The 25,190-nt window shown below is 71.5% G+C and carries 22 protein-coding genes and 1 tRNA gene; 16 read left to right on the forward strand and 7 right to left on the reverse strand.

Going from position 1 to position 25,190, the window contains the following annotated elements:
• Positions 1–81 precede the first annotated feature (81 nt).
• Positions 82–399, reverse strand: coding sequence for a hypothetical protein (locus IE277_RS15800; protein ID WP_189952798.1), 318 nt, complete (start codon positions 397–399; stop codon positions 82–84).
• 368 nt (positions 400–767) lie between these two features.
• Between IE277_RS15800 and IE277_RS15805 the strand changes: the two genes are divergently transcribed.
• Positions 768–1,646: a bifunctional DNA primase/polymerase gene (locus IE277_RS15805; protein WP_189952799.1), complete on the forward strand. Its 879-nt coding sequence runs from the start codon at positions 768–770 to the stop codon at positions 1,644–1,646.
• A gap of 135 nt (positions 1,647–1,781) precedes the next feature.
• On the opposite strand, the gene IE277_RS15810 is transcribed toward IE277_RS15805, so the two are convergent.
• The 3 genes from IE277_RS15810 to IE277_RS15820 form a co-directional block, all read right to left on the reverse strand.
• On the reverse strand, positions 1,782–2,462 hold the full coding sequence (locus IE277_RS15810) for a histone deacetylase (RefSeq protein WP_189952801.1): 681 nt from the start codon (positions 2,460–2,462) through the stop codon (positions 1,782–1,784).
• Between the two features lie 120 nt (positions 2,463–2,582).
• Positions 2,583–2,667: transfer RNA gene (locus IE277_RS15815), tRNA-Ser, on the reverse strand.
• Between the two features lie 183 nt (positions 2,668–2,850).
• Entirely contained in the window at positions 2,851–4,401 is a 1,551-nt protein-coding gene (locus IE277_RS15820) for a S1C family serine protease (RefSeq protein ID WP_189952803.1), read from the reverse strand.
• A 224-nt stretch (positions 4,402–4,625) separates the two neighbouring features.
• On the opposite strand from IE277_RS15820, the gene IE277_RS15825 reads away from it, so the two are divergent.
• The 3 genes from IE277_RS15825 to IE277_RS15835 all read left to right on the forward strand — a co-directional run bounded on the left by IE277_RS15825 (position 4,626) and on the right by IE277_RS15835 (position 7,510).
• On the forward strand, positions 4,626–5,456 hold the full coding sequence (locus IE277_RS15825; protein WP_189952805.1) for a glycerophosphodiester phosphodiesterase: 831 nt from the start codon (positions 4,626–4,628) through the stop codon (positions 5,454–5,456).
• 168 nt (positions 5,457–5,624) lie between these two features.
• Positions 5,625–6,263 carry an ATP-binding protein gene (locus IE277_RS15830; protein WP_189952807.1) on the forward strand — a complete coding sequence of 213 codons (639 nt, stop codon included), beginning with the start codon at positions 5,625–5,627 and terminating at the stop codon, positions 6,261–6,263.
• A 281-nt stretch (positions 6,264–6,544) separates the two neighbouring features.
• Positions 6,545–7,510: a DUF5926 family protein gene (locus IE277_RS15835; protein ID WP_189952809.1), complete on the forward strand. Its 966-nt coding sequence runs from the start codon at positions 6,545–6,547 to the stop codon at positions 7,508–7,510.
• Positions 7,511–7,753: 243 nt separating this feature from the next.
• Here IE277_RS15835 and IE277_RS15840 read toward each other — a convergent pair whose 3' ends face one another.
• Together IE277_RS15840 and IE277_RS15845 are read right to left on the reverse strand one after the other, a co-directional pair.
• Positions 7,754–8,470 carry a hypothetical protein gene (locus IE277_RS15840; protein WP_229881583.1) on the reverse strand — a complete coding sequence of 239 codons (717 nt, stop codon included), beginning with the start codon at positions 8,468–8,470 and terminating at the stop codon, positions 7,754–7,756.
• A 166-nt stretch (positions 8,471–8,636) separates the two neighbouring features.
• On the reverse strand, positions 8,637–9,302 hold the full coding sequence (locus tag IE277_RS15845; RefSeq protein WP_189952812.1) for a bifunctional DNA primase/polymerase: 666 nt from the start codon (positions 9,300–9,302) through the stop codon (positions 8,637–8,639).
• Positions 9,303–9,859: 557 nt separating this feature from the next.
• Between IE277_RS15845 and IE277_RS15850 the strand changes: the two genes are divergently transcribed.
• From IE277_RS15850 to pdxR, 3 genes are all read left to right on the forward strand, one after another.
• A complete protein-coding gene (locus IE277_RS15850) occupies positions 9,860–11,314 on the forward strand; it encodes a PP2C family protein-serine/threonine phosphatase (RefSeq protein ID WP_189952814.1) in 1,455 nt (484 codons plus the stop codon).
• A 131-nt stretch (positions 11,315–11,445) separates the two neighbouring features.
• Positions 11,446–12,945, forward strand: coding sequence for an aminopeptidase P family protein (locus IE277_RS15855; RefSeq protein WP_229881585.1), 1,500 nt, complete (start codon positions 11,446–11,448; stop codon positions 12,943–12,945).
• A gap of 67 nt (positions 12,946–13,012) precedes the next feature.
• On the forward strand, positions 13,013–14,377 hold the full coding sequence (gene pdxR, locus IE277_RS15860; RefSeq protein WP_189952818.1) for a MocR-like pyridoxine biosynthesis transcription factor PdxR: 1,365 nt from the start codon (positions 13,013–13,015) through the stop codon (positions 14,375–14,377).
• 5 nt (positions 14,378–14,382) lie between these two features.
• Here the strand turns inward: pdxR and IE277_RS15865 are convergent, their stop codons facing one another.
• On the reverse strand, positions 14,383–14,829 hold the full coding sequence (locus tag IE277_RS15865; protein ID WP_189952820.1) for an ATP-binding protein: 447 nt from the start codon (positions 14,827–14,829) through the stop codon (positions 14,383–14,385).
• Between the two features lie 212 nt (positions 14,830–15,041).
• Between IE277_RS15865 and IE277_RS15870 the strand changes: the two genes are divergently transcribed.
• The 9 genes from IE277_RS15870 (at position 15,042) to IE277_RS15910 (ending at position 25,034) form a co-directional block, all read left to right on the forward strand.
• Entirely contained in the window at positions 15,042–15,902 is an 861-nt protein-coding gene (locus IE277_RS15870; protein WP_189952822.1) for a hypothetical protein, read from the forward strand.
• A 158-nt stretch (positions 15,903–16,060) separates the two neighbouring features.
• On the forward strand, positions 16,061–16,807 hold the full coding sequence (locus IE277_RS15875) for a YcnI family copper-binding membrane protein (RefSeq protein WP_189952824.1): 747 nt from the start codon (positions 16,061–16,063) through the stop codon (positions 16,805–16,807).
• Positions 16,808–16,907: 100 nt separating this feature from the next.
• On the forward strand, positions 16,908–17,561 hold the full coding sequence (locus IE277_RS15880) for an SCO family protein (protein ID WP_189952826.1): 654 nt from the start codon (positions 16,908–16,910) through the stop codon (positions 17,559–17,561).
• The gene (locus IE277_RS15885; RefSeq protein ID WP_189952829.1) at positions 17,558–18,064 is read left to right on the forward strand and encodes a copper chaperone PCu(A)C; all 507 of its coding nucleotides are present in this window, start codon (positions 17,558–17,560) and stop codon (positions 18,062–18,064) included. The genes IE277_RS15880 and IE277_RS15885 overlap by 4 nt, the downstream gene beginning before the upstream one ends.
• 16 nt (positions 18,065–18,080) lie before the next feature.
• The gene (locus IE277_RS15890; RefSeq protein ID WP_189952830.1) at positions 18,081–19,997 is read left to right on the forward strand and encodes a copper resistance CopC/CopD family protein; all 1,917 of its coding nucleotides are present in this window, start codon (positions 18,081–18,083) and stop codon (positions 19,995–19,997) included.
• Between the two features lie 8 nt (positions 19,998–20,005).
• Entirely contained in the window at positions 20,006–21,298 is a 1,293-nt protein-coding gene (gene efeB, locus IE277_RS15895) for an iron uptake transporter deferrochelatase/peroxidase subunit (protein WP_189952832.1), read from the forward strand.
• A gap of 168 nt (positions 21,299–21,466) precedes the next feature.
• Positions 21,467–22,399, forward strand: a complete 933-nt coding sequence (gene pheA / locus IE277_RS15900) for a prephenate dehydratase (protein ID WP_189952834.1) — start codon at positions 21,467–21,469, stop codon at positions 22,397–22,399.
• A gap of 551 nt (positions 22,400–22,950) precedes the next feature.
• Entirely contained in the window at positions 22,951–24,228 is a 1,278-nt protein-coding gene (gene serS, locus IE277_RS15905) for a serine--tRNA ligase (RefSeq protein WP_189952836.1), read from the forward strand.
• The gene (locus IE277_RS15910; protein WP_189952838.1) at positions 24,225–25,034 is read left to right on the forward strand and encodes an HAD family hydrolase; all 810 of its coding nucleotides are present in this window, start codon (positions 24,225–24,227) and stop codon (positions 25,032–25,034) included. Before serS ends, IE277_RS15910 begins: the two co-directional genes overlap by 4 nt.
• Positions 25,035–25,190: the final 156 nt, after the last annotated feature.

Consider the following 25,190-nt stretch of genomic DNA (forward strand, 5'->3'; position numbering starts at 1 on the left):
CGAAGTACCGCCGCGCAGACGTGTTACGACCCCGAAGCACTCCCCACGAGACCCCTCAGCGGGAGGGACCCCGCCCGAGGCTCACCACAGCTGGGCGAAGTGGACCGCCACGTTCTCGTTGCCCTGCTGGATGGGCGCGAACGCGGAGTCGTTGACCTGGGCGGTGTTGCTCTGGTTCGAGGCACCGTTGCCCACCGCGTTCTGCTGCGTGGTGGCCGAGTTGCCGAAGTTGTCGTGGCCGACTCCACTGCCGATGATGCCCGCCACACCGGTGTTGGCGCTCGATCCGTTGTCCGCGAGAGAACCGTTGTCGGCGGTCGCGACGCCGCTGAAGAGGGCGGCTGCGAGCGGAAGGGCGGCGACGGCGGCGAGAACGCGGGCGGTACGGATGCTTGCCATGTTGTTCCTCCAGAACCAAGAACTTGGCGGCACGAGGGCCGGAAGTACATGAACTACTGCTTGTGCCAGGGCAGTTGGCCGACCGCTCTGACGTTGTGGGCGACGTCGCGAGATCAGAGTTGCCCACCGAATCCCCGGCGAACCACACCGGAAGGCCTGATTCGCACGCAAGCGTGATGACAAGTCGATAAACCCTTATCGCCACCTTTTGCCGTTCGATGCCCCAGGCGGGATCAGAGGTCTCTTTCATTCCTCAAGCGACACAAGGGATGAATCGTTTTCCCGTAGATCCGGCCATTTTCCTCGCGCACGGCGCGCCGCCACCGACCCCTCTTCCCTTTTTCGAACACGCGTACGAACATGGAGCCATGGCCACCACCGACCGGCAGGCCACGACGCTGGCCCTCGCACACGCGCTGTCAGCCGCCGAACGCGGCCTGGCCGTCATCCCCCTGTCCCGGACGAAGCTCCCGGCCCTGCGCTCCCCCCACAGCGACCACCCCGACCCGGCCGGACCACGCTGCCACGGCGAGTGCGGCCGCTTCGGCCATGGCGTGTACGACGCCTCGACCGACCCGTTCCGTATCCGCGAGCTGTTCGCCGCCGCGCCCTGGGCTACGGGTTACGGCATCGCGTGTGGGCTGCCGCCGTACCACCTGATCGGCGTCGACCTGGACACCAAGTCCGGTACCGACTCCTCGACCGCGCTGCGTGAACTGGCCCTGCGCCATCTGTTCACGATTCCGGAGACGGTCGTCGTCCGCACCCCGAGCGGCGGGCGTCACCTGTGGCTGACCGGCCCGCCGGACGTCGTCGTACCGAACTCCGCCGGCCGGCTCGCCCCCGGGATCGACATCCGCGGCGCCGGCGGCTACCTCGTGGGACCGGGCTCCCGCACCGAGCACGGCGTGTACACGACCACGCCGGGCACCGCGCACCTGGCCCCCGCGTCCTGCCCGCCCTCCCTGCTGCGCCTGCTCGTGCCGCCACCCCGGCCCGCACACCCGGTCCCGGCCCCAGCGGCGCCCGGTGACCATGGCCGCGGCCTGGTCCAGTTCGTCCTCTGCGCGCACGAGGGCCAGCGCAACACCCGCCTGTTCTGGGCGGCCTGCCGCGCCTACGAGAACGGCATCGGCCCCGCCCTGGTGGACGCCCTGACCGAGGCGGCCGTCGACGCCGGCCTGTCGGAACGCGAGGCACGGGCGACGATCGCCTCGGCGGCACGGATGACGGGGCACCGGCCGTGAGGAGGGCACACCGGCCGTGACGGCGCACCGGCCCTGACGGCTCCCTTCGGGTCTCTTCGGGTCTCTTCGGGTCTCTTCGGGTCTCTTCGGGTCTCTTCGGGTCTCTTCGGGCGAGTGGAGCCGGGCCGGCCTGTGTCATGAGGTCGGTGGCACGGGTTCCCCGCCGAGCAGCTCGATGATGTCCCGCACCGACCAGTGGCCGGCCGCGCCGGGACACGCGGACACGTACGCGGCCACCGACTCCGTGTCCCAGGCACCGGCCGACAGCAGACCGGAGCAGAGGAAGCGGACGTACGCGGGCGACGGGGCGACCCACGGGACATCGCCCATCTGCCACGGGGCCGTGAAGGTCACGACGGGCAGGCCGTCGACCTGCCCGGCACACACCAGGGTTTCGTAGCGGCCCTCGCCCAGGACGGCGCGACCGCTCGACAGCGCTTGCCCCAGGTCCAGAAGCACACCGGGGTCCCGGTACATCTCCTGAACCGCGATGTCGGAGAACTGTTCCGCCGTCACCAGGTGTGCCCGCGCCAGGACCCGCCCCCCGCCCCGCGGATCGTAGAAGGCCCGGCCACCGCCCCAGACACGTGACTCGGTGGCGAAGTACATCGCGCCGGCCAGTTCCACCGGGACCGACCTCGTGGGCATGGCCCGGTTGCGGCACCCCGGATACTCCCTCGCCGCCCCGGGAGGCCGCCCGCCCTTGATGTAGGCGGCGAGTCGGTCCAGATGCGTGTTGGAGCCGTACGACGTGTACCAGACCCGCGCGGGACACGGATCGCTCGGCAACGCCGGGTCGATGCTGGGCAGGGCCATCACGCTTCGCTGCTCCCGTGAGGCGCGGTCACTCCGCGCGGATGCCTGGGCAGATGGAACGCAGAAGGGGTGCCTCCCCGAGAGACACCCCTTCTGACCAGCACTGGAATTGAGCTGCTGCGGTGGGTGTGGGATTTGAACCCACGGTGACTCGCGCCACGACGGTTTTCAAGACCGTTCCCTTAGGCCGCTCGGGCAACCCACCTAGCCCCCGTCCACCTGGGACGGAGCGGGTACAGCGTACCGGGATCGAACGTGCGGCGGGCCGTGTGGTCCGCCCGGGCCCGAAAGCCGGCCCGGGGCAGCGCCGAAGTCGGCGTACCAGGCTACGAGTTCCTGGCGGCGTTCCTGGCGGCGTCCCCACGCGTGCGTGCCGTTCGTCGCGCTGTCAGCTGTCGCCCGCCCGGGAGCCGAGGGTCAGCTCGACCGTGTGCTCCGAGCCGCCCCGCTTGTAGGTGATCGTGACCTTGTCGCCGGGCTTGTGGGTCCAGATCTCGCCGATCAGGGTCGGGCCGCTGTCGATCACCATGTCGTCCAGCTTGATGATCACGTCGCCTGGCTTGAGGCCCGCCTTGTCGGCCGGGCCGCCCGACTCGACCGCGGCGGCGCCGGCCGTGCCCTGGTCGGTGATCTTCGCGCCGTCGGTGGAGTCCTGCAGCGAGACGGAGGCGCCGATCTTGGCGTACACCGGCTTGCCGGTCTTGATCAGCTGCTGGGCGACGTACTTGGCCTGGTCGATCGGGATGGCGAAGCCCAGGCCGATCGAGCCGGACTGGCCGGAACCGCCGAAGCCGCCGCCGCTGGTGGACGACTGGATCGCCGAGTTGATGCCGATGACCGCGCCGGAGGCGTCCAGCAGCGGGCCGCCGGAGTTGCCCGGGTTGATCGACGCGTCCGTCTGCAGGGCGCTCATGTACGACGCCTTGCTGCCGGAGCTGCCGTCGCTGGAGGCCACCGGGCGGTTCTTGGCGCTGATGATGCCGGTCGTCACCGTGTTGGACAGGCCGAAGGGGGCGCCGATGGCGATCGTCTCGTCGCCGACCGCCACCTTGTCGGAGTCGCCGAGGGCGAGCGGCTTGAGGTCCGACGGGGCGTTCTTCAGCTTGATGACGGCGACGTCGTAGCCCTGCGCGTGGCCGACGATCTCGGCGTCGTACTTCTTGCCGTTGGGGAACGTGGCCGAGAGCTTGCCCCCGTTGACCGCGTCGGCCACCACGTGGTTGTTGGTGACGATGTGGCCCTGGGTGTCGAAGACGAAGCCGGTGCCCGTGCCGCCCTCGCCGTTGCTGCTCTCCGCCTCGATCGTGACCGTGCTGGGCAGTGCCTTGGCGGCCACGTTGGCGATCGTGCCCGGTGCGCGCTTGACCTGCGTGGCGCTGCTCTCGGAGGCGGAGACGGTGGTGGAGCCGTTGCTGTCGTTGTCCTTGGCCAGGGTGTAACCGAGGCCGCCGCCCAGGCCGCCCGCGACCAGCGCGGCCACCAGGACCGCGGCGACGAGCCCGCCGCGTCCGCCGCGCGGCCTGGGGGCGGGCTGCTGGTACGACCCTCCCCAGCCGCCCGGGCCGCCATAGCCACCGCCGCCCGGGCCGCCATAGCCACCGCCGCCCGGGCCGCCATAGCCACCGCCGCCCGGGCCGCCGTAGCCACCGCCGCCGCCCGCACCGCCGTCACCGTAGGCCGGGCCCTCGCCGTACGGCGTGGTGGCAGGCGCCGGAGGCGGCCAGGAGCCCTCGGGGGCCGGGCCGGCGGGGTGCGGGGCGGAGGCCGGGCCGGGCTGTGCCTCGGCGGCGGCCGGAGCGTCCTGGGGTACCGGCGGAAGGGGAGCCGTCGGCGCGTTCTCCTCGGGTGCGGAGCCCTGCGGGGAGGCGGGAGAGGCCACCGGCACGGGAGGCGCGGACGGGGCCGGAGGTACCTCGTTGCCCTCGTTCTCGGTGCTCACAGCTCTTCTCCTCGATCCACAGCTGGTTCCCGTTTTTGTATGCGGTCAGCTTTTCCCACGGGCCGTCAGAGCACCATAAGCGGTGGCTGTGGGTCCGTGGCCTTTCTTTATAAGGGAGCTTTCAGGCAAAAGTTATATAAACCAACAAGGGCGGGTGCCGCCGTTCGCCGCGCGGACGCGTCCACGCCGCCGTACGTCCCCCATGACGATGGCACCATGACGCGGTGACCCACGCACCACAGCGCTCCATCCAGGTCGTCGCCCACCGAGGCGCCTCAGAAGACGCGCCCGAACACACTCTGGCCGCCTACAAGAAGGCCATCGAGGACGGCGCCGACGCTCTTGAGTGTGACGTACGACTGACCGCCGACGGCCATCTGGTCTGCGTCCACGACCGCCGGGTGAACCGCACCTCCAACGGCCGCGGCGCCGTCTCCGCACTGGAGCTGGCCGATCTCGCCGCCCTTGACTTCGGCTCCTGGAAGACACGTGACGCCTGGCGTCTGCGGGACGAGGAGCCCGACTGGGTGCACCGGCCCGAGGACCCGGCGGACACCTCGGTGCTCACCCTGGAGCGGCTGCTGGAGCTGGTCGCGGACGCCGGACGGCGGGTGGAGCTGGCCATCGAGACCAAGCACCCCACGCGCTGGGCCGGCCAGGTCGAGGAGCGGCTGCTGACCCTGCTGAAGCGGTTCGGGCTGGACGCGCCGGCCTCCGCCGCCGAGTCCCCGGTCCGGGTCATGAGCTTCTCGGCGCGCTCGCTGCAGCGCGTGCGTGCCGCCTCTCCGATGCTGCCGACGGTCTACCTGGTGCAGTTCCTCACACCACGGCTGCGCGACGGGCGGCTGCCCGCGGGCGTGCGGATCGCGGGGCCCTCGATGCGCATCGTGCGCAATCACCCCGGCTATGTGGCACGGCTGAAACGCGCCGGTCATCAGGTCCATGTCTGGACCGTGAACGAACCCGAGGACGTCGACCTCTGTGTGGAGCTGGGTATCGACGCCATCATCACCAACCGCCCGCGCGAAGTCCTGCGACAGTTGGGGCGTATGTGACCTCAAGAGGGCGGTAAGGAGCCGTGCGCATCCCTTGACCCTGCTGTGCGGCTGCTGAATCCTCCAGTCTCGGCCACACCAATGAAATCCAGCCATATGGCGACCTGAGGAAAGGCCTTCGTCACAGGGAGTGCTCCGGCGCGTTCGCTCCGTACAAGGTCGTTGCGAATGCGTCACCGGAAGAGGATTGGCCGGTTTCCGGTACAGGCCAATGGGGCATCCACACCGTGGCGTGGGGCAAAGGAGGTCTCGGGGGTGGCGTTGGTGGTGGCACAGGAGGTGCCCACGTCGTCGAGCATGGCCGTACCCCATGGCCCTGCGGGCGTGGGGAAGGCAAGGCACCGGATGCGTTCGCAGTTGCGCAGCGGTGGCGTATCCGATTCGGTCATCGACGATGCCGTACTGATCCTTTCCGAACTGCTGAGCAATGCCTGCAAGCACGGGCGGCCCCTGGGCGACGCGCTCGCCGGCGACGGTGATGTGCGCGCCGCGTGGCGGGTCGACACCCGGGGCCGGCTCATCGTCGAGGTGACGGACGGCGGCGGCCCGACCCGCCCGGCGCCGGCCACCCCGTCGGTGACCGCGCACGGCGGGCGGGGGCTGAACATCATCACGGCTCTCGCCGACGACTGGGGGGTCCGGGACGACGCCCGCGGCGAGGTGACGGTCTGGGTGGTGGTCCACGTGGACGTCCACGATCCCGATGCCGGGTGCCGCCGGGACGGTTTCGCTACGCGCGTCACTGCCCCCGCGCTCGCGGACATGGCAGGCCTGGACTTCGCCGACGCCTTCGACGACCTGGACTGAACGCCACGCCGGGGACGTGGCCAAGGGCCGGGGCAACAGACACGCCCGAGGGGAAGAAGGCCCGAAGAGCGCGCGGAGCAGGACCGGAGCCGGGATGGAGCCGATCCGGAGCGGGCGCCGAGCGGGCCTGGGAACGGATCTCCGGACGCCCCCGGGGTTGTCCACAGGTTCACACCTCTGGCGTCCCGCTGACGTGCGTTGTCCACAGGTTCCCGCCGGTCACGGCCTGAACGGCTAGGCTCCCGCCCGTACCAGAAAAGCCGTAACCGGGAGACCCCACGATGGCCAAGAAGCGACCCCAGACGAAGGCCGAGCGATCCCAGCCGATCGACGGCGAGATCCCGGTGGTCGGCGCCCGCGAGCCCTGCCCCTGCGGCAGCGGCCGGCGCTACAAGGCGTGCCACGGCCGGGCCGCGGCACACGCGGTGACCGAGCTGGTGCACCGCCCGTTCGAGGGGCTGCCCGGTGAGGGCGACTGGGTGGCACTGCGCGAGCTGGTGCCGGCCGCCACGGTCGCGCTGACCCTCAAGGACGGCCTGCCCGAGGGCGTCCCCTCGGTCACGCTCGCCACGGTGCTGCCGATGGCCTGGCCCGCGCTGCGCCGCGACGACGGCTCGGTCCTGATCGGCCTGCAGAACGACACGGCGTCCGGCGACCTCAGCCGCGACCTCGCCGACACCCTCCTGCGCGCGCTCCAGGCCGAGCCCGGCACCCCGGTGCAGGGCCGCCGCGCCCCGGCCGACGGTCCGCGGCTGCAGGAGGTGCTGGACCTCGACGCGCCGTTCGAGCCGGTCGTGCAGAGCGGCTTCGAGTTCTGGGTGCCGGACGCGGAGAACGCCACGCCGGACGTGACCGCGTCCCTGGAGCGGGCCAACGCCGCCGCCATCCCGACGGCGAAGCTGACCGGTGTGGACGCCGCGTACTGGTGCGAGACCCCGGAGAAGAACCACCTGCGCTGGGTGATGCCGCATCCGGAGGAGCAGCTTCTGGACGCTCTCGCGCGCCTGCACGCGGTGGGCCGCTCCAACCTGGGCGAGGGCACCCGGCTCGTGGGCTCCTTCCGTGCTCACGGCCTCACCGTGCCGGTCTGGGACCTGCCGAGCGGGGTCACGGCGGACGACGTGGAGAAGCCCGCCACCGAGTTCGCCGAGCGCCTGGCCGCCGCCCTCGCCACCACCGAGCCGCTCACCCCGGACGAGCGCCGGGCGCGCGGCGGACTGACCAACCGACAGGTCACGCTCAGCTGACGCCGTCGTGGGGCGCGCGTCACAACTGAACGGTCGGTGAGCCGGGAGCGCGCCCCCGAAACGGGTGACTCCTGTCACAACTCCCCCTGGTAACAGGGAAATCGGTGGCTGAATGCCCCGGACGGAATTTGCGAACCGCCGATCTCTTGTTACCGTTCCAGTAGCCCGGTTGCTGGTGCATCCCCCGTCGCCAGCAACCGGGTCTTTCCATGTCCGCGTCCGCTGTACAGCCGTCGCGGAGTGTCAACTCCTGCCCTTGGCCCCGGTGTTGCCGTCGCCGTGCGCCGCGTCACTGCCCGAGCGCAGCAGCAGCATCCCGTCGGTCCCGCGCGAGGCGAACTCGTTCACGGCCGAGTAGGCGTCCGGTCCGCCCTTGATGTGCTGACGGGGCGTCTCGCAGGTGGCGGGCTCGTCGTCGGTGCCCGTGACGCAGTGCATCTGCACACTGCGGCCGTCCGGACCCAGCAGGCTCAGCACGGAGTCCAGCGACCGGCCGGTGGTGTTGCGGTAGTAGGTACGGGCCCAGGTGTCCGCGCCCTGTGTCAGCACACAGGTCTGCGCCTCCAGGCCGTCCGGGGAGGTCAGCTGGGGGCCGCACCGCGTGGCGGTGTCCAGGCCGAGCCCGAGCAGCCGGGTCGCCTCGCTGGGCGAGGGGATCTTCGCGTCGGCGGAACCGGCGGCGTCCTCGGCTCCCGCCGCGCCCTCACGCGTCCCGGCGCCGGCCTTGGCGCCGCCCTTCCGCGACCCCGCGGCATGGTCGTGCCCGGAGTCCCCACCATGCCCGGAGCCGCCCCCGTGCCCCGGGGTCCGCACGGCGTCGCGTGGTTCTCCCGCCATCGCGTGCCGGGCCGCCTCGCTCACCTGTCCCGCTGAGGCCATGGCCAGCGGCAACGCGACCGCGGCCGCCACGACGCCGAGGAGCCCGAGCAGCCACAGTGTTCGGGGATCCCGTCCACGCACCGTCTCCGGCCGCTCCGCGCGGCGCGGTGACCGGCGGCCGTGCCGCCCGGAGGACCGGCTCTCCTGTCCCCCCGAAGACCGACCGCCCTGACCCCCAGAAATTCGCACCATGTGCGGAAGATAACGAGCCCGCGAGGCCCGCCCGACGCACCCGCGCCGCAGACCCCTAGAACTCGGGTGCGCTCACACCCGTACGAGTGAGGGCGTCGACCACGGCGTCGACGACCGCCTCGACGTCGGGCACCCAGGGCGCGGCCGAGCCGGGCAGCGGGGCGCGCTCCCAGCGGACACCGCCCTGGCCGGTCTCGGACGGGGGCAGGGCGAGATAGCCGCCCTCCCCGTGAAAGCGCAGGGAACCGGGGACGAAGTCCTTGGCGTAGAGCAGTTCGCCGAGCTGCTGCATGGAGTACGGCTTGACGAGCAGCGCCCAGCGGTTCGGCGAGGCGATCACCGGGCCGAGGCGCATGCCCCGCCGGTCGAGCAGGGCGAGGGCATGCGAGGCGGCGAGCGCCGGCAGGCTGACCGCGCAGGGCGCCGTGCCTCCGGTGGCCAGGACGATCGGCGCGCTCGGCCGGTTGGTCCACCACCAGCGCACCATGCGTGCGTCGGTCGTGGCCGTGAGCAGGCCCGGGTCGAAGGGGTGCGCACCGGGCACCGTGCACTCGGGGTCGGGGCAGGCGCAGCGGGCCCGGCCCTGCGGGTCCGGGGCCACGCCCGGGAGTACCGGCCACTGCCATTCGGTCGCGAAGGTCAGGGCCGCGCTGATCAGCTCAGGCCTCCCGTCATTCCGCCTGGACAGGAGCCTGCGTCGCCTTCCGAGGATCTCGCGCATGAGCGCTCGTTCCTTTCCGTTGCACCGCTGGCAACACCGTGGTCCACATCACACCATGTGTCGATCACTTCACTGTGCGTACCTGCTGGCGCATCACGCTTCTGCGCACGCCAGGGGAACCCCAAAGGGTCGAGCATTGGGCCGCGCACACGTCCGTAGTGCGTCTATCAAAAACACGGTTGCGGCGCGGGGGTGGCGAAGTATGGCGTTTTTGCCGTCGCGCGTGGTTCTCTCCGCCTCCGCCAGGGAGGATGGGGCTCGGCCGTCGGTGGCTATGACGCCCGGGTCCGTCGCCAGGTTCCGGGTAGCCCCCAACCACCCCTGGCCTTCTCCGAGTACGTACCCATCACGACCGCGGTGACGCTCTGTGCAGCAGTGCCAGTCGACCGCAATGAACCGTTACCCGAGGCAGTTTTAAGCCAACTTGGTAGTAAGGCAAGGGGTTCGAAAGAAACCCTCGTCCACCTCATGGACACCAGGAATCCCCGCAGGACAATGCTGGACATCCCCTCACGAGTGCGTGTACATGTGGAGACACTGCAGCGGCGCAGAATGACATGGGGGTTTGCGATGCTTTTCAGCAATACGCACCGGTCTGGAAGCCGGACGCCATGAACGCCCCTCACCCTCCGAAAGTGGCCGGAATCGATCCAACGGTTCCGACGCCCGCACACACTGTCGCGCCCACCCCCCACGCTCCCGGCGCCACCGCCTCCCCGGACGCCCCGACCGTCCCGGCCCCGAACGCGCCCGCACCCGGCGCCCTCCTCCAGGACCGGCTGGCCGGCTGGGTCTCCGACCTCACGACCCTCCACGAACTCACCGAGCGCCTGTCCCGCACACACGCCCTGGAGCCGGCCCTGCACGAGCTGCTGCGCGCCGGAGCCGCCCTCGTCGGCGCCCGCCGCGGCCTCGTCACCCTGGAACCCGGCGACGGACTCGGCCCCCGCACCACCCTCGGCCTCGGCCTCGGCCGCGCCGACCTCGGCCACATCGAGACCGTCCCGCGCGGCGCGCTGCCCTACGACACCGGCACGACCGCCGAGATCGTCCACCCGGACCTGCTCGCCGAGGACGGCCTCGACCCCCGGCACCGCGAGGTGGCCGCCCGCCTCCGCTACGCCGCCAGCTACGCCCTGCCCCTCGCCTCCGAGACCGCCGGCCGGCTCGGCGCCGCCGTATGGCTCTACGACGAACCGGCCGAGCCCCACGAACGCCAGCGGCATCTCGCCGGCCTCTACGTCCGGCACGCCACCGAGCACCTCGCCCGGCTGCTGGAGGTGGAACGCACCCGCGCGCGCGTGGCGACCATCACCGAGGAACTGCTGCCCACACGGCTGCCCCGGGTGCCCGGGATCCAGCTCGCCGCCCGGCACCGCACCGGCCCGCGCGGCGGCGGCGACTGGTACGACGCGCTGCCGCTGCCGGACGCCGCGCTCGGCCTGTCCGTCGGCTCGGTCACCGGCTCGGGGCCGAGCGCGGTGGCCGCGATGGGCCGGCTGCGCGCCTCCCTGCGGGCGTACGCCGTGATGGAGGGCGAGGACCCGGTCGCCGTCCTGTCCGACCTGGAGCTGCTGCTGCGGCTGACCGAGCCCGCCCGCTCGGCCACCGCGCTGTTCGCCTACTGCGAGCCCGTCCTGCGCAAGGTCACCCTGGCCGGCGCCGGGCACAGCCCGCCGCTGCTGATCGGCGCGCGACGCACCGAGTTCGCCGAGACCTCCGTCTCCGCCCCGCTCGGCATGCTCGCCTGCTGGGAGGCGCCCAGCGTGGAGATCCAGGCCGAGCCCGGCGAGACGGTTCTGCTCTACACCGACGGGCTGCTGCACCGCACCGGCGACCCCATGGACCGGGCCTTCGCCCGGCTGCACGCGGCCGCGGCGGGCATCCCGCGCGGACTGCGCCACGACCCCGGCGCCGTCGCCGACCACATCCTGAGCACCGTTCTTCCGGAGAGCCTGGATGCCGCCGACAGCGAGGAGGACGTGGTGGTGCTGGCGGCCCGCTTCGACTGAGCCCACCTGTAATGACCGGGCATAACAGGGCATCCGGCCCCGCCCACTCCTGGTACGACCGTACGATGATGGTGGTCCCCGCTCGGCCACAAGCAGGAGCGTCGCGGGCCCCGGGGGAGATCACAAGGCGTATGGAGGAGGATCACGTGTCCGACGAGCTCAACCCGGTCGTGCCCGACACCGCTACCGCGGAGGGCCCCGAGACCGAGTCCGAGGAGCCCATAAAGCAGCGGAAGAACGGCCTGTACCCAGGCGTCTCCGACGAGCTGGCCGAGAACATGCAGTCCGGCTGGGCCGACACGGAGCTGCGTGACCTGGAGCCGATCGCGCAGGCCACCGAGACCGCGCGCCGCCGCGCCGCGCTCTCCGCCCGCTTCCCTGGCGAGCGCCTGGTGATCCCGGCGGGCAACCTGAAGACCCGCTCGAACGACACCGAGTACGCCTTCCGCGCCTCCGTCGAGTACGCCTACCTCACCGGCAACCAGTCGGAGGACGGCGTCCTGGTCCTGGAGCCCACCGCCGAGGGCCACGAGGCGACGATCTACCTCCTGCCCCGCTCCGACCGCGAGAACGGCGAGTTCTGGCTCTCCGGCCAGGGCGAGCTGTGGGTCGGCCGCCGGCACTCCCTCACCGAGTCCGAGGCGCTGTACGGCATCCCGGCCTCCGACGTGCGCGAGCTGGCGGAGAAGCTGACGGCGGCCACCGGCCCGGTCCGCGTGGTGCGCGGCCACGACGCCGGCATCGAGGCGGCCCTCACCGACAAGGTCACCGCCGAGCGCGACGAGGAGCTGCGCGTCTTCCTCTCCGAGGCCCGGCTGGTCAAGGACGCGTTCGAGATCGGCGAGCTGCAGAAGGCCGTCGACTCCACGGTGCGCGGCTTCGAGGACGTCGTGAAGGTCCTCGACAAGGCCGAGGCCACGAGCGAGCGCTACATCGAGGGCACGTTCTTCCTCCGCGCCCGGGTAGAGGGCAACGACGTCGGCTACGGTTCCATCTGCGCCGCCGGCCCGCACGCCTGCACCCTGCACTGGGTGCGCAACGACGGGCCGGTCCGCTCCGGCGACCTGCTCCTGCTCGACGCCGGCGTGGAGACGCACACCCTCTACACCGCCGACGTCACGCGCACGCTGCCGATCAACGGCACGTACACCGAGATCCAGAAGAAGATCTACGACGCGGTGTACGAGGCCCAGGAGGCCGGTATCGCGGCCGTACAGCCGGGCGCCAAGTACCGCGACTTCCACGACGCCGCCCAGCATGTGCTCGCCGAGAGGCTCGTCGAGTGGGGCCTGGTCGAGGGCCCGGTCGAGCGGGTCCTGGAGCTGGGTCTGCAGCGCCGCTGGACCCTGCACGGCACCGGCCACATGCTCGGCCTGGACGTCCACGACTGCGCCGCCGCGCGGACCGAGACGTATGTGGAGGGCGTCCTGGAGCCGGGCATGGTGCTGACGGTCGAGCCGGGACTGTACTTCCAGGCCGACGACCTGACCGTGCCCGAGGAGTACCGGGGCATCGGCGTCCGCATCGAGGACGACATCCTGGTGACCGAGGACGGCAACCGAAACCTTTCGGCCGGGCTGCCGCGGCGCTCCGACGAGGTCGAGGCGTGGATGGGTTCGCTGAAGGGCTGACCTCTAGTTCAATGGCCGGGTACCGGGCAGGTGCCCGGCCATTCGCGTGCCTGGGGGGAAGGTTCTCGTGAGCGACTTCTGGTCCGGTGTCGGTGTCGATCTGCACCTGGAGCCGGACTCGGCGGACGGCCGCCGGATCGGGCTGGAGCGGGCCCTGCGGGACGCCGTGCGGGACGGGCGGCTCGCCCCGGGGACCTGGCTGCCGGCCACCCGGCGCCTCGCCACCGAACTCGGCATCTCACGCGGCACCGCCAAGGCCGCCTACGACCAGCTCGTCGCCGAGGGATATCTGACGGCACGCCAGGGCTCGGGCACCCGCGTCGCCGAACTGCCGGCCGTGGAGTCGACGGCACCCGGCACGGCGGCACGCACGCGTGCCCCGCGTTTCGATCTGCGCCCCGGCAGCCCGGACGTCGGCGCGTTCCCCGCGGCCGCCTGGCTGCGGGCGCTGCGCCGGGCCATCGCGACGGCGCCCTCACTGGCGTACGACTACGGCGACCCGCGCGGCCGGATCGAGCTGCGTACGGCGCTCTCCGGCTATCTGGGCCGGGCGCGGGGGGTGCTCGCGCCGCCGGAACGGATCGTCATCACCTCCGGGTACGTCCAGGGCCTCGCGCTCCTGACCCGCGTGCTCGACGGCGCCGTCGTCGCCATGGAGGACCCCGGGCTGCCGTTCCACCGGGAGGTGGTGCGGCGCAACGGCGGAACGGTTCTGCCGGTGCCGGTCGACGCGCGCGGGGTGCGCCCCGAGCGGCTGGGCGAGGCGGCCGCCGTGGTGGTCACCCCGGCGCACCAGTACCCGACCGGGGTGACCCTGCACCCGGAGCGACGGCGGGCGCTCGGCGACTGGGCACGCACGCGTGGCGGGCTGATCGTCGAGGACGACTACGACGGGGAGTTCCGCTACGACCGCCAGCCGGTGGGCGCGTTGCAGGGCATGGCGCCCGGCCATGTGGTGTACCTGGGTACCGCCTCCAAGACGCTCGGCCCGGCGCTGCGGCTCGGCTGGATGGTGCTGCCGCAGCGGCTGGTCGACCCGGTCGCCGACGCCAAGCTGCACAGCGACCACCACACCGAGACCATCGGCCAGCTCGCGCTCGCCGAGCTGATCGACAGCCATGCCTACGACCGGCATGTGCGCGCGTGCCGGCTGCGCTACCGGCGCCGCCGGGACCAGTTGCTGGACCGGCTGGGGGCGGGCCGCGGCGTGCACGGGATCGCGGCCGGGCTGCACGCGCTGATCGACGTACCCGACGAGGCCGGGGTACTGGCCCGCGCGGAAGCGGAAGGCCTTGCCCTCGGCGTCCTCGGCGACCACTGGCACACCCCCGGCCCCGGCCGCCCGCAGGGCCTGGTCGTCGGCTACGGCACACCCCGCGAGCGGGCGTATCCGGAGGCCCTGGAGTTGCTGGCGAAGGTGCTGGACGGCTGAACCGCTCAAGCGCTGAGCAGGGACGGATCCTTCCGCCATTTGAGGATCTTGTCGAAGCTGACCACCGTGCCGCCCCGGCCCGGCTTGGCGCCGATCTGGACATGATCGGTGAGTTCGCGGATCAGACACAGCCCCCGGCCGTGCTCGGCGTCCACGTGGGCGGGGCGGATCTCCTGCGGACGCGGGAGCCCCGGTCCGGAATCGGCAACCTCGATACGGCACTTCTCGCCGTCGAGATACGCGGTCACCCGGTACGCCCCCGAGGAGCCGCCCTGCGGGGTGCGGCCGCCGTGCTCGACGGCGTTCGCGCAGGCCTCGCTCAGGGCGACGGAGAGGTCGTAGGAGATCTCGGGGTCGACGCCCGCCGTCTCCATGGTGCCGATGAGCAGCCGCCGGGCGAGCGGCACGCTCGCGGCCTCGCGCCGCAGATGGAGTGACCACCAGATGCTCATGCTCCAGCCTCCTGGCCGCGGCTCGACATACCGATACGTATTGCCGCCCATAGGGGGCCGTAAGCACACCGTTGACGTGACTCCGCCCATACAGCCGATGCGCGGCGGGAGGAATCGGTGTATGAGGGGCGATGTATGCGGGGCGGCGGGTTCGCGATCCCGCGGCCCTGCCGTAGGGGGCCGATAAGCCCAGTGGGATGATGGGCCCCGCCATGACTGCCCCCCACCCGCGCACGGCGCGTCCCGGAGCCGGGCTCCGGATCCTGCGGGCCGCGGTGTTCGCCGCGGTCTGCGTCGCGCTGGCCGCGTGCGGGCACGCCCTCGCCTCCTGCGCGAGCGTGCCGCTGTGGACGCTGGGCGCGGGATTCCTCGGCTGTCTGCTGCTCGTGGTGCCGCTCGCCGGGCGGGCCCGCTCGCTGCCCGGCATCGCCGCGCTCCTCGCGTTCGGCCAGACCGCCCTGCACATGCTGTTCGGGCTGGGCCAGCACGGGGCCGCCATGGTCTCGGGCGGCAGGGTCTCGGGCGGCATGGCGATGGGAGCACCGGGTGCGCGCGGCTCCTCGGTGAGCGATGCCACGCTGGTCGAGCAGGCCGCGCGGTTCCTGTGCGGGTCGAGCCCCGCCGCGCTCACCCCCGGGCGCGCCTACCACGTCCTGCTCGCCGCCCACCTCATCGACCGCTCGGGCCGGCCCCTGACCCTGCCGGGCGGCATGCCCCACGCGGACGGCACCACCGGCTCCTTCGCCGCGCTGCTGCCCTCGCTGCCGATGCTGCTCGGTCACACGCTCGCGGCCGTCGCCGCGGGCTGGCTGCTGCGCCGCGGCGACCTGGCGCTGCTGCGGCTGATCGAGCTGTCGGCGCATGGAGTCGCGGAGGGGGCCCTCGTGCGATCCCTGCGCGCGGCGCTCGCGCTGACGCGCGCTCTGTGCGCCGGACTGCTCCCCGCCTCCGGGCCCGGCCCGCTCGGCCGTCGTGCGGCCCGGGACGAGCCGCCCGCCCCGCGCACCAGCGCACTCCAGCACACGGTGATCCGGCGCGGCCCGCCCGTCGCCGGCTTCCGTCTCGCCGCCTGACGCGACGCGCGCGCCACTCCACCGAGGGCTGCCGCCGTCGCGCGGCACGCACGCGTGCCCCCTGTCCGGCCGCTTCGAGCGGCACGGACCCCGCGCACGCGTACCTCGCTTCGTCACCGGAACTCACACCGGAACTCTCAGAGTGGAGTGCTCCTGCCATGCAGGCTTCTCGTATCGCCTCGCGTCTCGCCGCCGCCACCGCCGTCGCGGGCACGGCCGTCCTCGCACTGTCCGCGCCCGCCTTCGCGCATGTCACCGTGCAGCCCGAGGGCACCGCGGCCAAGGGCGGCTACGCGGTCGTCGACTTCAAGGTCCCCAACGAGCGCGACAAGGCCTCGACCACCAAGGTCGAGGTCAACTTCCCGACCGGCCAGCCGCTCGCCTCGGTCATGCCCGAGCCCGTCCCGGGCTGGAGCGTGAAGGTCACCAAGTCCAAGCTGGACAAGCCGTTGACCCTGCACGGCGAGAAGATCGACGAGGCCGTCACCAAGGTCACCTGGACCGCCGCCGACGGCAAGGGCATCCAGCCCGGCTACTTCCAGAAGTTCCCCCTCTCCGTCGGCGCCCTGCCCGAGAACACCGACCAGCTCGTGTTCAAGGCCCTGCAGACGTACTCGGACAACGAGGTCGTGCGCTGGATCGAGGCACCGCGGGCCGGCCAGGACGAGCCGGAGAACCCGGCACCGGTGCTGCAGCTGTCCGCCGCGGGCGACGACCACCACGGCACGGCGAACGCCAAGGACACCTCCGACAAGAGCGAGAACAGCGAGAACACGGCCGCCGCCGCGGACTCCGGCTCGCATGACACCGACACCACCGCGCGCGTGCTCGGCGTGGTCGGCATCGTCGTCGGCGCCGCGGGCGTCGCCTACGGCGTCCTCGCGGGCCGCCGCCGGACCGCCTGAGCCCCACCGTCCGTACCGCGCACAGGGGCCGTGCAACGCTGTCGTGGCTGTCGTACGCCCCCGGTGCGCGCCGGAGTACTCACATCTGGGACATTTTTCTATGCGCAAGAAGACGTTCGCCGCGGCCGCGCTGCTCGCCGCCGCCACCTTGACCCTGTCCGCCTGCGGCAACGGGAAGGACGACAAGTCGCCGGTCTCGGTGGTCTCGGAGGAGTCCGGCTCGGGCAAGGCCGCCACCGTCCTCGACCAGCCCTTCGACAAGCCGGACCTCGTCCTCACGGACACGCACGGCAAGAAGTACGACCTCCGCAAGGAGACCCAGGGCCATCCGACCCTGGTCTACTTCGGCTACACCCACTGCCCCGACATCTGCCCGACGACGATGAGCAACATCGCCGTCGCCAAGAAGGCGCTGCCCAAGGCCGAGCAGGACAATCTGAAGGTCGTGTTCGTCACCACCGACCCCGGCCGCGACACCCCGGCCGAGCTGGGCAAGTGGCTCAAGGGCATCGACCCCCAGTTCATCGGCCTGACCGGGAACTTCGCCACCATCCAGGCCGGCGCCCGCTCCCTCGGCATCTCCGTGGAGCCGACGTCGAAGGACAAGAACGGCAAGCTCGTCTCCGTCCACGGCACCCAGGTCATCGCCTTCTCCCCGAAGACGAACGGCGGTTACGTCCTCTACGGCGAGCAGGCCACGGTCGACGACTACACCAAGGACCTGCCCAAGCTCGTGCAGGGGGCGAACCCGTGAGGCGCCGTTCCGCCATCATGACCACGGCCACCGCGCTCGCCGGCGCGCTGGCCCTCGCCGGCTGCTCGGACTCGGGGGCGAAGTCCGGCTCAGGCTCCGGCTCTGGTTCCGGCTCCCGCTCCGCGGCGAAGGCCGAGCTGTCGGTCAGCGGGTCGTACATACCGCAGCCGGTCTCCGCCGACATGGCCGCCGGCTTTCTGACGATCACCAACAAGGGCGGCGCCAAGGACGAGCTGACCTCGGTGAGCAGCGCCGCCGCCGGCCAGGTCACCATGCACAGCACCACCGGCGGCGCCATGCGGGAGCAGATCTCCTTCGCCATACCCGCCCACGGTCAACTCGTGTTCAAAAGCGGTGGCAACCATCTGATGTTCGAGAAGCTGAAGCGCAAGCCGAAGCAGGGCCAGACGGTCACCGTGAAGCTCACCTTCGCCACGTCCGGGCCCCTCACCGTCGAGATGCCGGTGGAGTCCGCCACGTACAACCCGTCGACCGGCCACTGAGGGAGGGACCACTACCGTGACGCGGACCATCACCCCCAAGGGACAGCGGGGCGCCCTGCGCATCCTGGTGCTGCTGCTCCTCGCTGTCACCGGCGCACTGTTCGCGGGGGCCGCACCGGCCTCCGCGCACGCGGCGCTGACCGGCAGCGACCCCGCACAGGGGGTGGTGGTCAAGCAGGCACCCAGCCAGGTGTCGCTCACCTTCTCCGAGAAGGTGGCGATGAACGACGACTCCCTGCGTGTCCTCGACCCGCGGGGCAAGCCGGTGCAGAGCGGCAAACCCGCCGCCGTGAGCGGGACGACGTACGCGGTGCGACTCAAGAGCGGCCTGGGCAAGGGCACGTACACCGTCACCTACCAGGTCGTCTCCGCCGACAGCCACCCCGTCTCCGGCGCCTACACCTTCTCCATCGGGGCGCCCTCGCAGACCGTGGTCTCCGGCACCGGGCCGGTCGCGGGCGGCGGAGTCGTCGGCGGACTCTACGCGTTCGGGCGGTACGCGTCGTACGCCGGCTTCATCGTGCTCGCGGGCGGCGCCGCCTTCGTGCTCGCCTGCTGGCAACGCGGCGCCGGCGTACGGGCCCTGCAGCGGCTGGTCGTCGGCGGCTGGCTCACGCTCACCGCGGCCACCCTGTGGCTGCTCCTCCTGCGGGGCTCGTACACCACCTCCGGGAAGGTCGGCGACATCTTCGACCTCGGGCTGCTCGGCCAGGTGCTGCAGACCAAGACCGGCGCGGCCCTGGTCTCCCGGCTGTTGCTGCTCGCCGCCGCCGCGCTGTTCATCACCGTCCTCTTCGGCGCCTATACCAAGCGCGAAGAGGACGAGGAGAAGCGCGATCTGACCTTCGGGCTCGCGATCGGCGGTGTGGTCGTCGCGGCCGGGCTCGCCACCAGCTGGGCGATGGCCGAGCATGCCTCGGTCGGGCTCCAGCCGGGTATCGCCATGCCCGTCGACGTCGTCCATCTGCTCGCCGTCGCCGCCTGGCTGGGCGGGCTCACCGCCCTGCTGGTCGCCCTGTACCGGGCGCCCGCCGAGACACCGGTCGACACCGTCGCGGTCCACCGCTTCTCCCGTGTGGCCTTCGGCAGTGTCCTCGCGCTCGTCGCGACCGGCACCTATCAGTCCTGGCGGCAGCTGGGCTCCTGGTCGGCGTTCACCGACACCCGGTACGGACAGCTGCTGCTGGTCAAGATCGGACTGGTGGCGGTGCTCGTCGCGATCGCCTCGACGTCCCGGCGATGGACCGGCCGGCTCGCCGACACGGCCGCCGCCACGGCCGGGACACCCGAGAAGGAACGGGTGCCCTCCGGCGCCGCCAAGCAGTCCGCCAACGGAAAGACCAGTGGAGACCCCCGGCGCGCCGAACAGCTCGCCCGGCAGCGGGCCGCCATGGACGCCGCCCGGCAGAAACGGCTGCGCGACGGTGACACCAACCGTTTCGGACTGCGTCGCTCGGTGCTCGCCGAGGCGGGCGTCGCCGTCGTACTGCTCGCCGTCACCACCTGGCTCACCCAGACCGAGCCGGGGCGCACCGAACTGGAGGCCAAGGCCGCCACCTCGTCGGCCGGCTCGGCGACCGCCCCCTCGAACGGCGCGCTGACCCTGGACATGCCCTTCGACACGGGCGGCACCGACGGCAAGGGCGTCGTCAGCATCGATCTCGACCCCGCACGCGTGGGCGGCAACGAGATGCATGTGTACGTCCAGCGGCCGAACGGCCGGGCCTTCGACATCCCCGAGGTGAAGGTCGCCTTCACCCTGGAGGCAAAGAAGATCGGCCCGCTTCCCGTGACCCCCGACCACATCACCACCGGCCACTGGTCGGCAAGCGGTGTGCAGATCCCCATGGCCGGCGACTGGAAGATCGCCGTCACCGTGCGGACCTCCGACATCGACCAGGTGACCGTCTCCAAGAACGCGCAGATCGGCTGAACGACACCATGCCCGACCAGTCCGTCCCCCAGGCCCGTACCTCCGCCGAGGCAGCCGAGGCGCCCGATTCCACGGGTGGCCACGGCGTCTCCCGCCGGGAGCTGCTCGGCACCGCGGGCGCCACCGGGCTTGTGCTCGGCGCGGCCGGCGGGGCCGTCGGCTACGCCGCCGCGCCGGCCCCGGCCACCCCCGCCACTCCGCTGACCTCGGTGGGCTCCGGACGGGCGATGTTTCACGGGAAACATCAGCCCGGCATCACCGAGGGCCTCCAGGCGCGCGGCCATCTCGTCGCCTTCGACCTGGCGGCGGGCGCGGGCCGCAAGGAGGCCGCGGCCCTGCTGCGCCGCTGGTCGACGACGGCCGAGCGGCTGATGGCGGGTGAGGCCGCGCCGCACGACGACACCGATGTGGCCCGGGACGCCGGACCCTCCTCGCTGACGATCACCTTCGGCTTCGGGCACGGCTTCTTCGACAGGACGGGGCTGGAGAAGCAGCGGCCGAGCGCGCTGGACCCGCTGCCGGACTTCTCCTCCGACCATCTCGACAAGGCGCGCAGCGACGGCGACCTGTGGGTGCAGATCGGCGCGAACGACGCTCTGGTCGCCTTCCACGCCCTGCGCGCGATCCAGAAGGACGCGGGTGGTGCGGCCCGGCTGCGCTGGCAGATGAACGGCTTCAACCGCACCCCGGGCGCCACCGCGCACCCCATGACCGCCCGCAACCTCATGGGTCAGCTGGACGGCACCCGCAATCCGAAGCCCACCGACTCCGACTTCGACCGGCGGATCTTCGTGCCCGCCTCGGGTGAGCCCGCCTGGATGGCGAACGGCTCCTACGCCGTCGTACGCCGTATCCGGATGCTCCTGGACGACTGGGAGAAGCTGTCGGTGGCGACCCAGGAGCAGGTCATCGGGCGCCGGAAGGCCAATGGGGCGCCGCTGTCCGGGGGCGACGAGACGACCCCGATGGACCTGGAGAAGAGCGACTCCAAGGGCAATTACGTCGTCCCCCTCAACGCGCACGCCCGGATCACCCGGCCCGACACGAACGGCGGCGCGGCCCTGCTGCGGCGCCCCTTCTCCTACCACGACGGCTTCGAAGCGGACGGCACGCCCGACGCCGGGCTGCTCTTCGTCTGCTGGCAGGCGGACCCGCTGCGCGGCTTCGTACCGGTGCAGCGCAAGCTCGACCGGGGGGATGCGCTGTCGCAGTTCATCCGGCACGAGGCGAGCGCACTGTTCGCCGTGCCGGGCGGGGCGGCGAAGGGCGAGTACGTGGGGCAGCGGCTGCTGGAGGGGTAGTCCGGCGTCCTACGGCAGTACGACGGCATGGCCGCGGGAGTACCACCGCCTTGCCGGGGTTACGGGGTTTACCGGTTGTCCTGGGCTTTCGGGGCTCAAACCACTCGGTCGAGTGGTTGTGGTGAGACAGCTGAGCCGGGACGGCGCGCGGCCATTAGGGTGAGGGACATGCCAGCGAGCTATGCGTATCTCGGCCCCGAGGGCACCTTCACCGAAGTCGCCCTGCGGACGCTCCCGGAGACCGCCACCCGGGAACTCGTCCCGTATGTGTCGGTGCAGTCCGCGCTGGACGCGGTGCGGGCGGGCGAGGCCGAGGCCGCGTTCGTGCCGATCGAGAACTCCGTCGAGGGCGGCATCACCACCACCCTGGACGAGCTGGTCGCGGGCGAGCCGCTGACCATCTACCGCGAGGTGCTGCTGTCGATCACCTTCGCGCTGCTGGTCCGGCCCGGCACGAAGCTCACGGACATCAAGACCGTCTCCGCCCATCCGGCGGCCCAGCCGCAGGTGCGCAACTGGCTGCGCACACACCTCCCGGACGCGACCTGGGAGTCGGCGGCCTCCAACGCGGACGCCGCCCGCCTCGTCCAGGAGGGCCGATACGACGCCGCCTTCGCCGGCGAGTTCGCCGCCGCCCGGTACGGCCTTGAGGCGCTGGAGACCGGTATCCATGACGCGGAGAACGCACAGACCCGGTTTGTGCTGGTCGGCCGCCCGGCCCGGCCCGCCGCGCCGACCGGCGCCGACAAGACCTCGGTGGTGCTGTGGCAGCGGGACGACCATCCGGGCACGCTGCGCGACCTGCTCGGCGAGTTCGCCTCGCGCGGCATCAACCTCATGCTGCTGCAGTCCCGGCCGACCGGCGCCGGCATCGGCAACTACTGCTTCTGTATCGACGCCGAGGGCCATATCTCCGACCGACGGATGGCCCAGGCGCTGATGGGGCTGAAGCGAATCTGTCTCCAGGTGCGTTTCCTCGGCTCCTATCCGCGTGCGGACATCACACCGGCCGAGGCCCGGCCGACGTTGCCGGGGACGTCGGACGAGGAGTTCATGGCAGCGGCGGACTGGGTGGCCCGCTGTCAGGACGGCCGCTTCTAGCCAGTCATACCTGCATATCATCGTTATCCACAGGAGTTATCCACAGGTCCTCTTCTCGACCTGGGGACAAGTCGACAGGGTCCCGTGAGTCGGTCGACAAATCCCCTCTCGTACCCCCCGGGCGGCCACCGCTCCACACCTCACCCTTCGTCCACTCGTTTCCGTTGATTCATCTTTTAGGGCGACCACTTTCCACCCAAAAGTGGGTGTGACCCGGGTTTGCCCTGGGAATTCCTCAGTCCGGCAAGGACTTCCGGAGTGATCAATTCCGAAATCCACAGACCTTCCACACAGCCTGTGGATAACTTTTCGGAGGGTGTGGATTTCTGTGGACAGCGGGGTCCCTAAGTCCCGTTCTCCACAAGGGAATCCGGTCAACCCGGCGCCCGGGGCGTGCCCCGTCCCAGGGAGTGAGACACTTTCCCTTGACGCGTTCTGACACGTTCCGCATATTGCGCATAACGGACCGTAAGCGGGCGAACGGCAGTAAATCAGAACTCCGTGGAATAGGGATTCGTGAGCGACAAGCCCGCACCGGTAGCCTTGGCCTCGTGATTGACCTTCGCCTGCTCCGTGAGGACCCCGACCGTGTGCGCGCATCGCAGCGCGCCCGTGGAGAGGACGTCGCGCTCGTCGACTCCCTCCTCTCTGCCGACGAGCGGCGCAGGTCCTCCGGCGTCCGCTTCGACGAGCTCCGCGCCGAGCAGAAGCAGCTCGGCAAACTGATCCCCAAGGCCACCGGCGACGAGAAGGCCGAGCTGCTGAAGAAGGCCGGCCAGCTCGCCGCCGACGTCAAGGCCGCCGACGCCGACCGCGACGCCGCCGACGCCGAGACCCAGGAGCTGCTGCTCCAGCTCGGCAACCTCGTCCACCCCGACGTCCCCGTCGGGGGCGAGGAGGACTTCGTCACGCTGGAGACGCACGGCACGATCCGCGACTTCGGCGGCGAGGGCTTCGAGCCCAAGGACCACCTGGAGCTGGGTCAGCTGCTCGGCGCCATCGACGTCGAGCGCGGCGCCAAGGTCTCCGGCTCCCGCTTCTACTTCCTCACCGGTGTCGGCGCCCTGCTGGAGCTGGCCCTGGTGAACGCGGCGATCGCCCAGGCCACCGCCGCCGGCTTCACCCCCATGCTCACCCCGGCGCTGGTCCGCCCCCAGTCCATGGCGGGCACCGGCTTCCTCGGCCAGGCCTCACAGGACGTCTACCACCTCGACAAGGACGACCTGTACCTGGTCGGCACGTCCGAGGTGGCGCTGGCGGCCTACCACATGGACGAGATCATCGACGCCGAGCGCCTGCCCCTGCGCTACGCCGGCTTCTCCCCGTGCTTCCGCCGCGAGGCCGGCTCGCACGGCAAGGACACCCGGGGCATCTTCCGTGTGCACCAGTTCGACAAGGTCGAGATGTTCTCGTACGTCGCCCCCGAGGACTCCCGGGCCGAGCACCAGCGCCTGCTGGACTGGGAGAAGCAGTGGCTGACCTCGCTGGAGCTGCCGTTCCGTGTCATCGACGTCGCGAGCGCTGACCTCGGCTCCTCGGCCGCCCGCAAGTACGACTGCGAGGCCTGGATCCCGACCCAGGGCAAGTACCGCGAGCTGACCTCGACCTCGGACTGCACCGAGTTCCAGTCCCGCCGGCTGTCGATCCGTGTCCGCGACGGCAAGCAGGTCAAGCCGCTCGCCACGCTCAACGGCACGCTGTGCGCCGTACCGCGCACCATCGTGGCGATCCTGGAGAACCACCAGCAGGCCGACGGCTCGGTCCGGATCCCCGAGGTGCTGCGTCCGTACCTGGGCGGCCGGGAGGTCCTGGAGCCGGTCGCCAAGTGACCGGCTTTCCGTACCGGCTGATCGCCACCGACCTCGACGGAACGCTTCTGCGTTCCGACGAGTCGATATCGCAGCGCACCCGTGACGCGCTCGCCGCGGCCACCGCGGCGGGCGCGGCCCATATCGTCGTCACCGGCCGCGCGGTCCCCTGGACCCGGCACATCCTGGACGACCTCGGCTACACCGGCCTCGCCGTCTGCGGCCAGGGCGCGCAGGTCTACGACGTCGGCGCCCACCGCCTGCTGACGTCCGTGACCCTGGACCGGCAACTGGCGGGGGTGGCCCTGGCCAAGATCGAGGCCGAGGTGGGCCCGCTGTACCTGGCGGCCAGCCGCGACGGCCTCGACGGCGACGTCCTGGTGGGGCCGGGGTACGCGGTCACGGGCTCCCTCCCCGCCACCCCGTTCACGGAGGTGTCCGACCTCTGGGCGGCACCGCTGAACAAGATCTACATCCAGCATCCGACGCTGTCCGACGACGCTCTGGCGGACGCGGCCCGGCAGGCGGCCGGCGGCTTCGTCACCGTGGCGATGGCGGGCGAAGGCATCGTGGAGCTCCTCCCGCTGGGCCTCTCCAAGGCCACGGGCCTGTCTCTGGCGGCCCGCCGACTGGGCCTGAAGGCCGCGGACACGATCGCCTTCGGCGATATGCCGAACGACATCCCGATGTTCGCCTGGGCCGCGCGCGGCGTGGCCATGGCCAACGCCCACGAGGAGCTCCGCGGGATCTCTGACGAGGTCACGGCGTCCAACGAGGAGGACGGGATCGCGGTGGTGCTGGAGCGGTTGCTCACGTCTCCGGCATAGCTGCGGGCAGTCGTGCCGCTGGGGCGGCACGGGTGGGCGCAGCGGCGCCCCTTGGCGCCGGATTGCGCAACCCCCCGTCCGCCCCAGCGCAGGCCCCCTGAAAACAGGGGGCTACAGGGAAGGCGGCCCACGCGAGAGCGACATCGCGTGCTCGAA

Source organism: Streptomyces alanosinicus (genome assembly GCF_014650595.1).
GTDB classification, from domain to species: Bacteria; Actinomycetota; Actinomycetes; order Streptomycetales; family Streptomycetaceae; genus Streptomyces; species Streptomyces alanosinicus.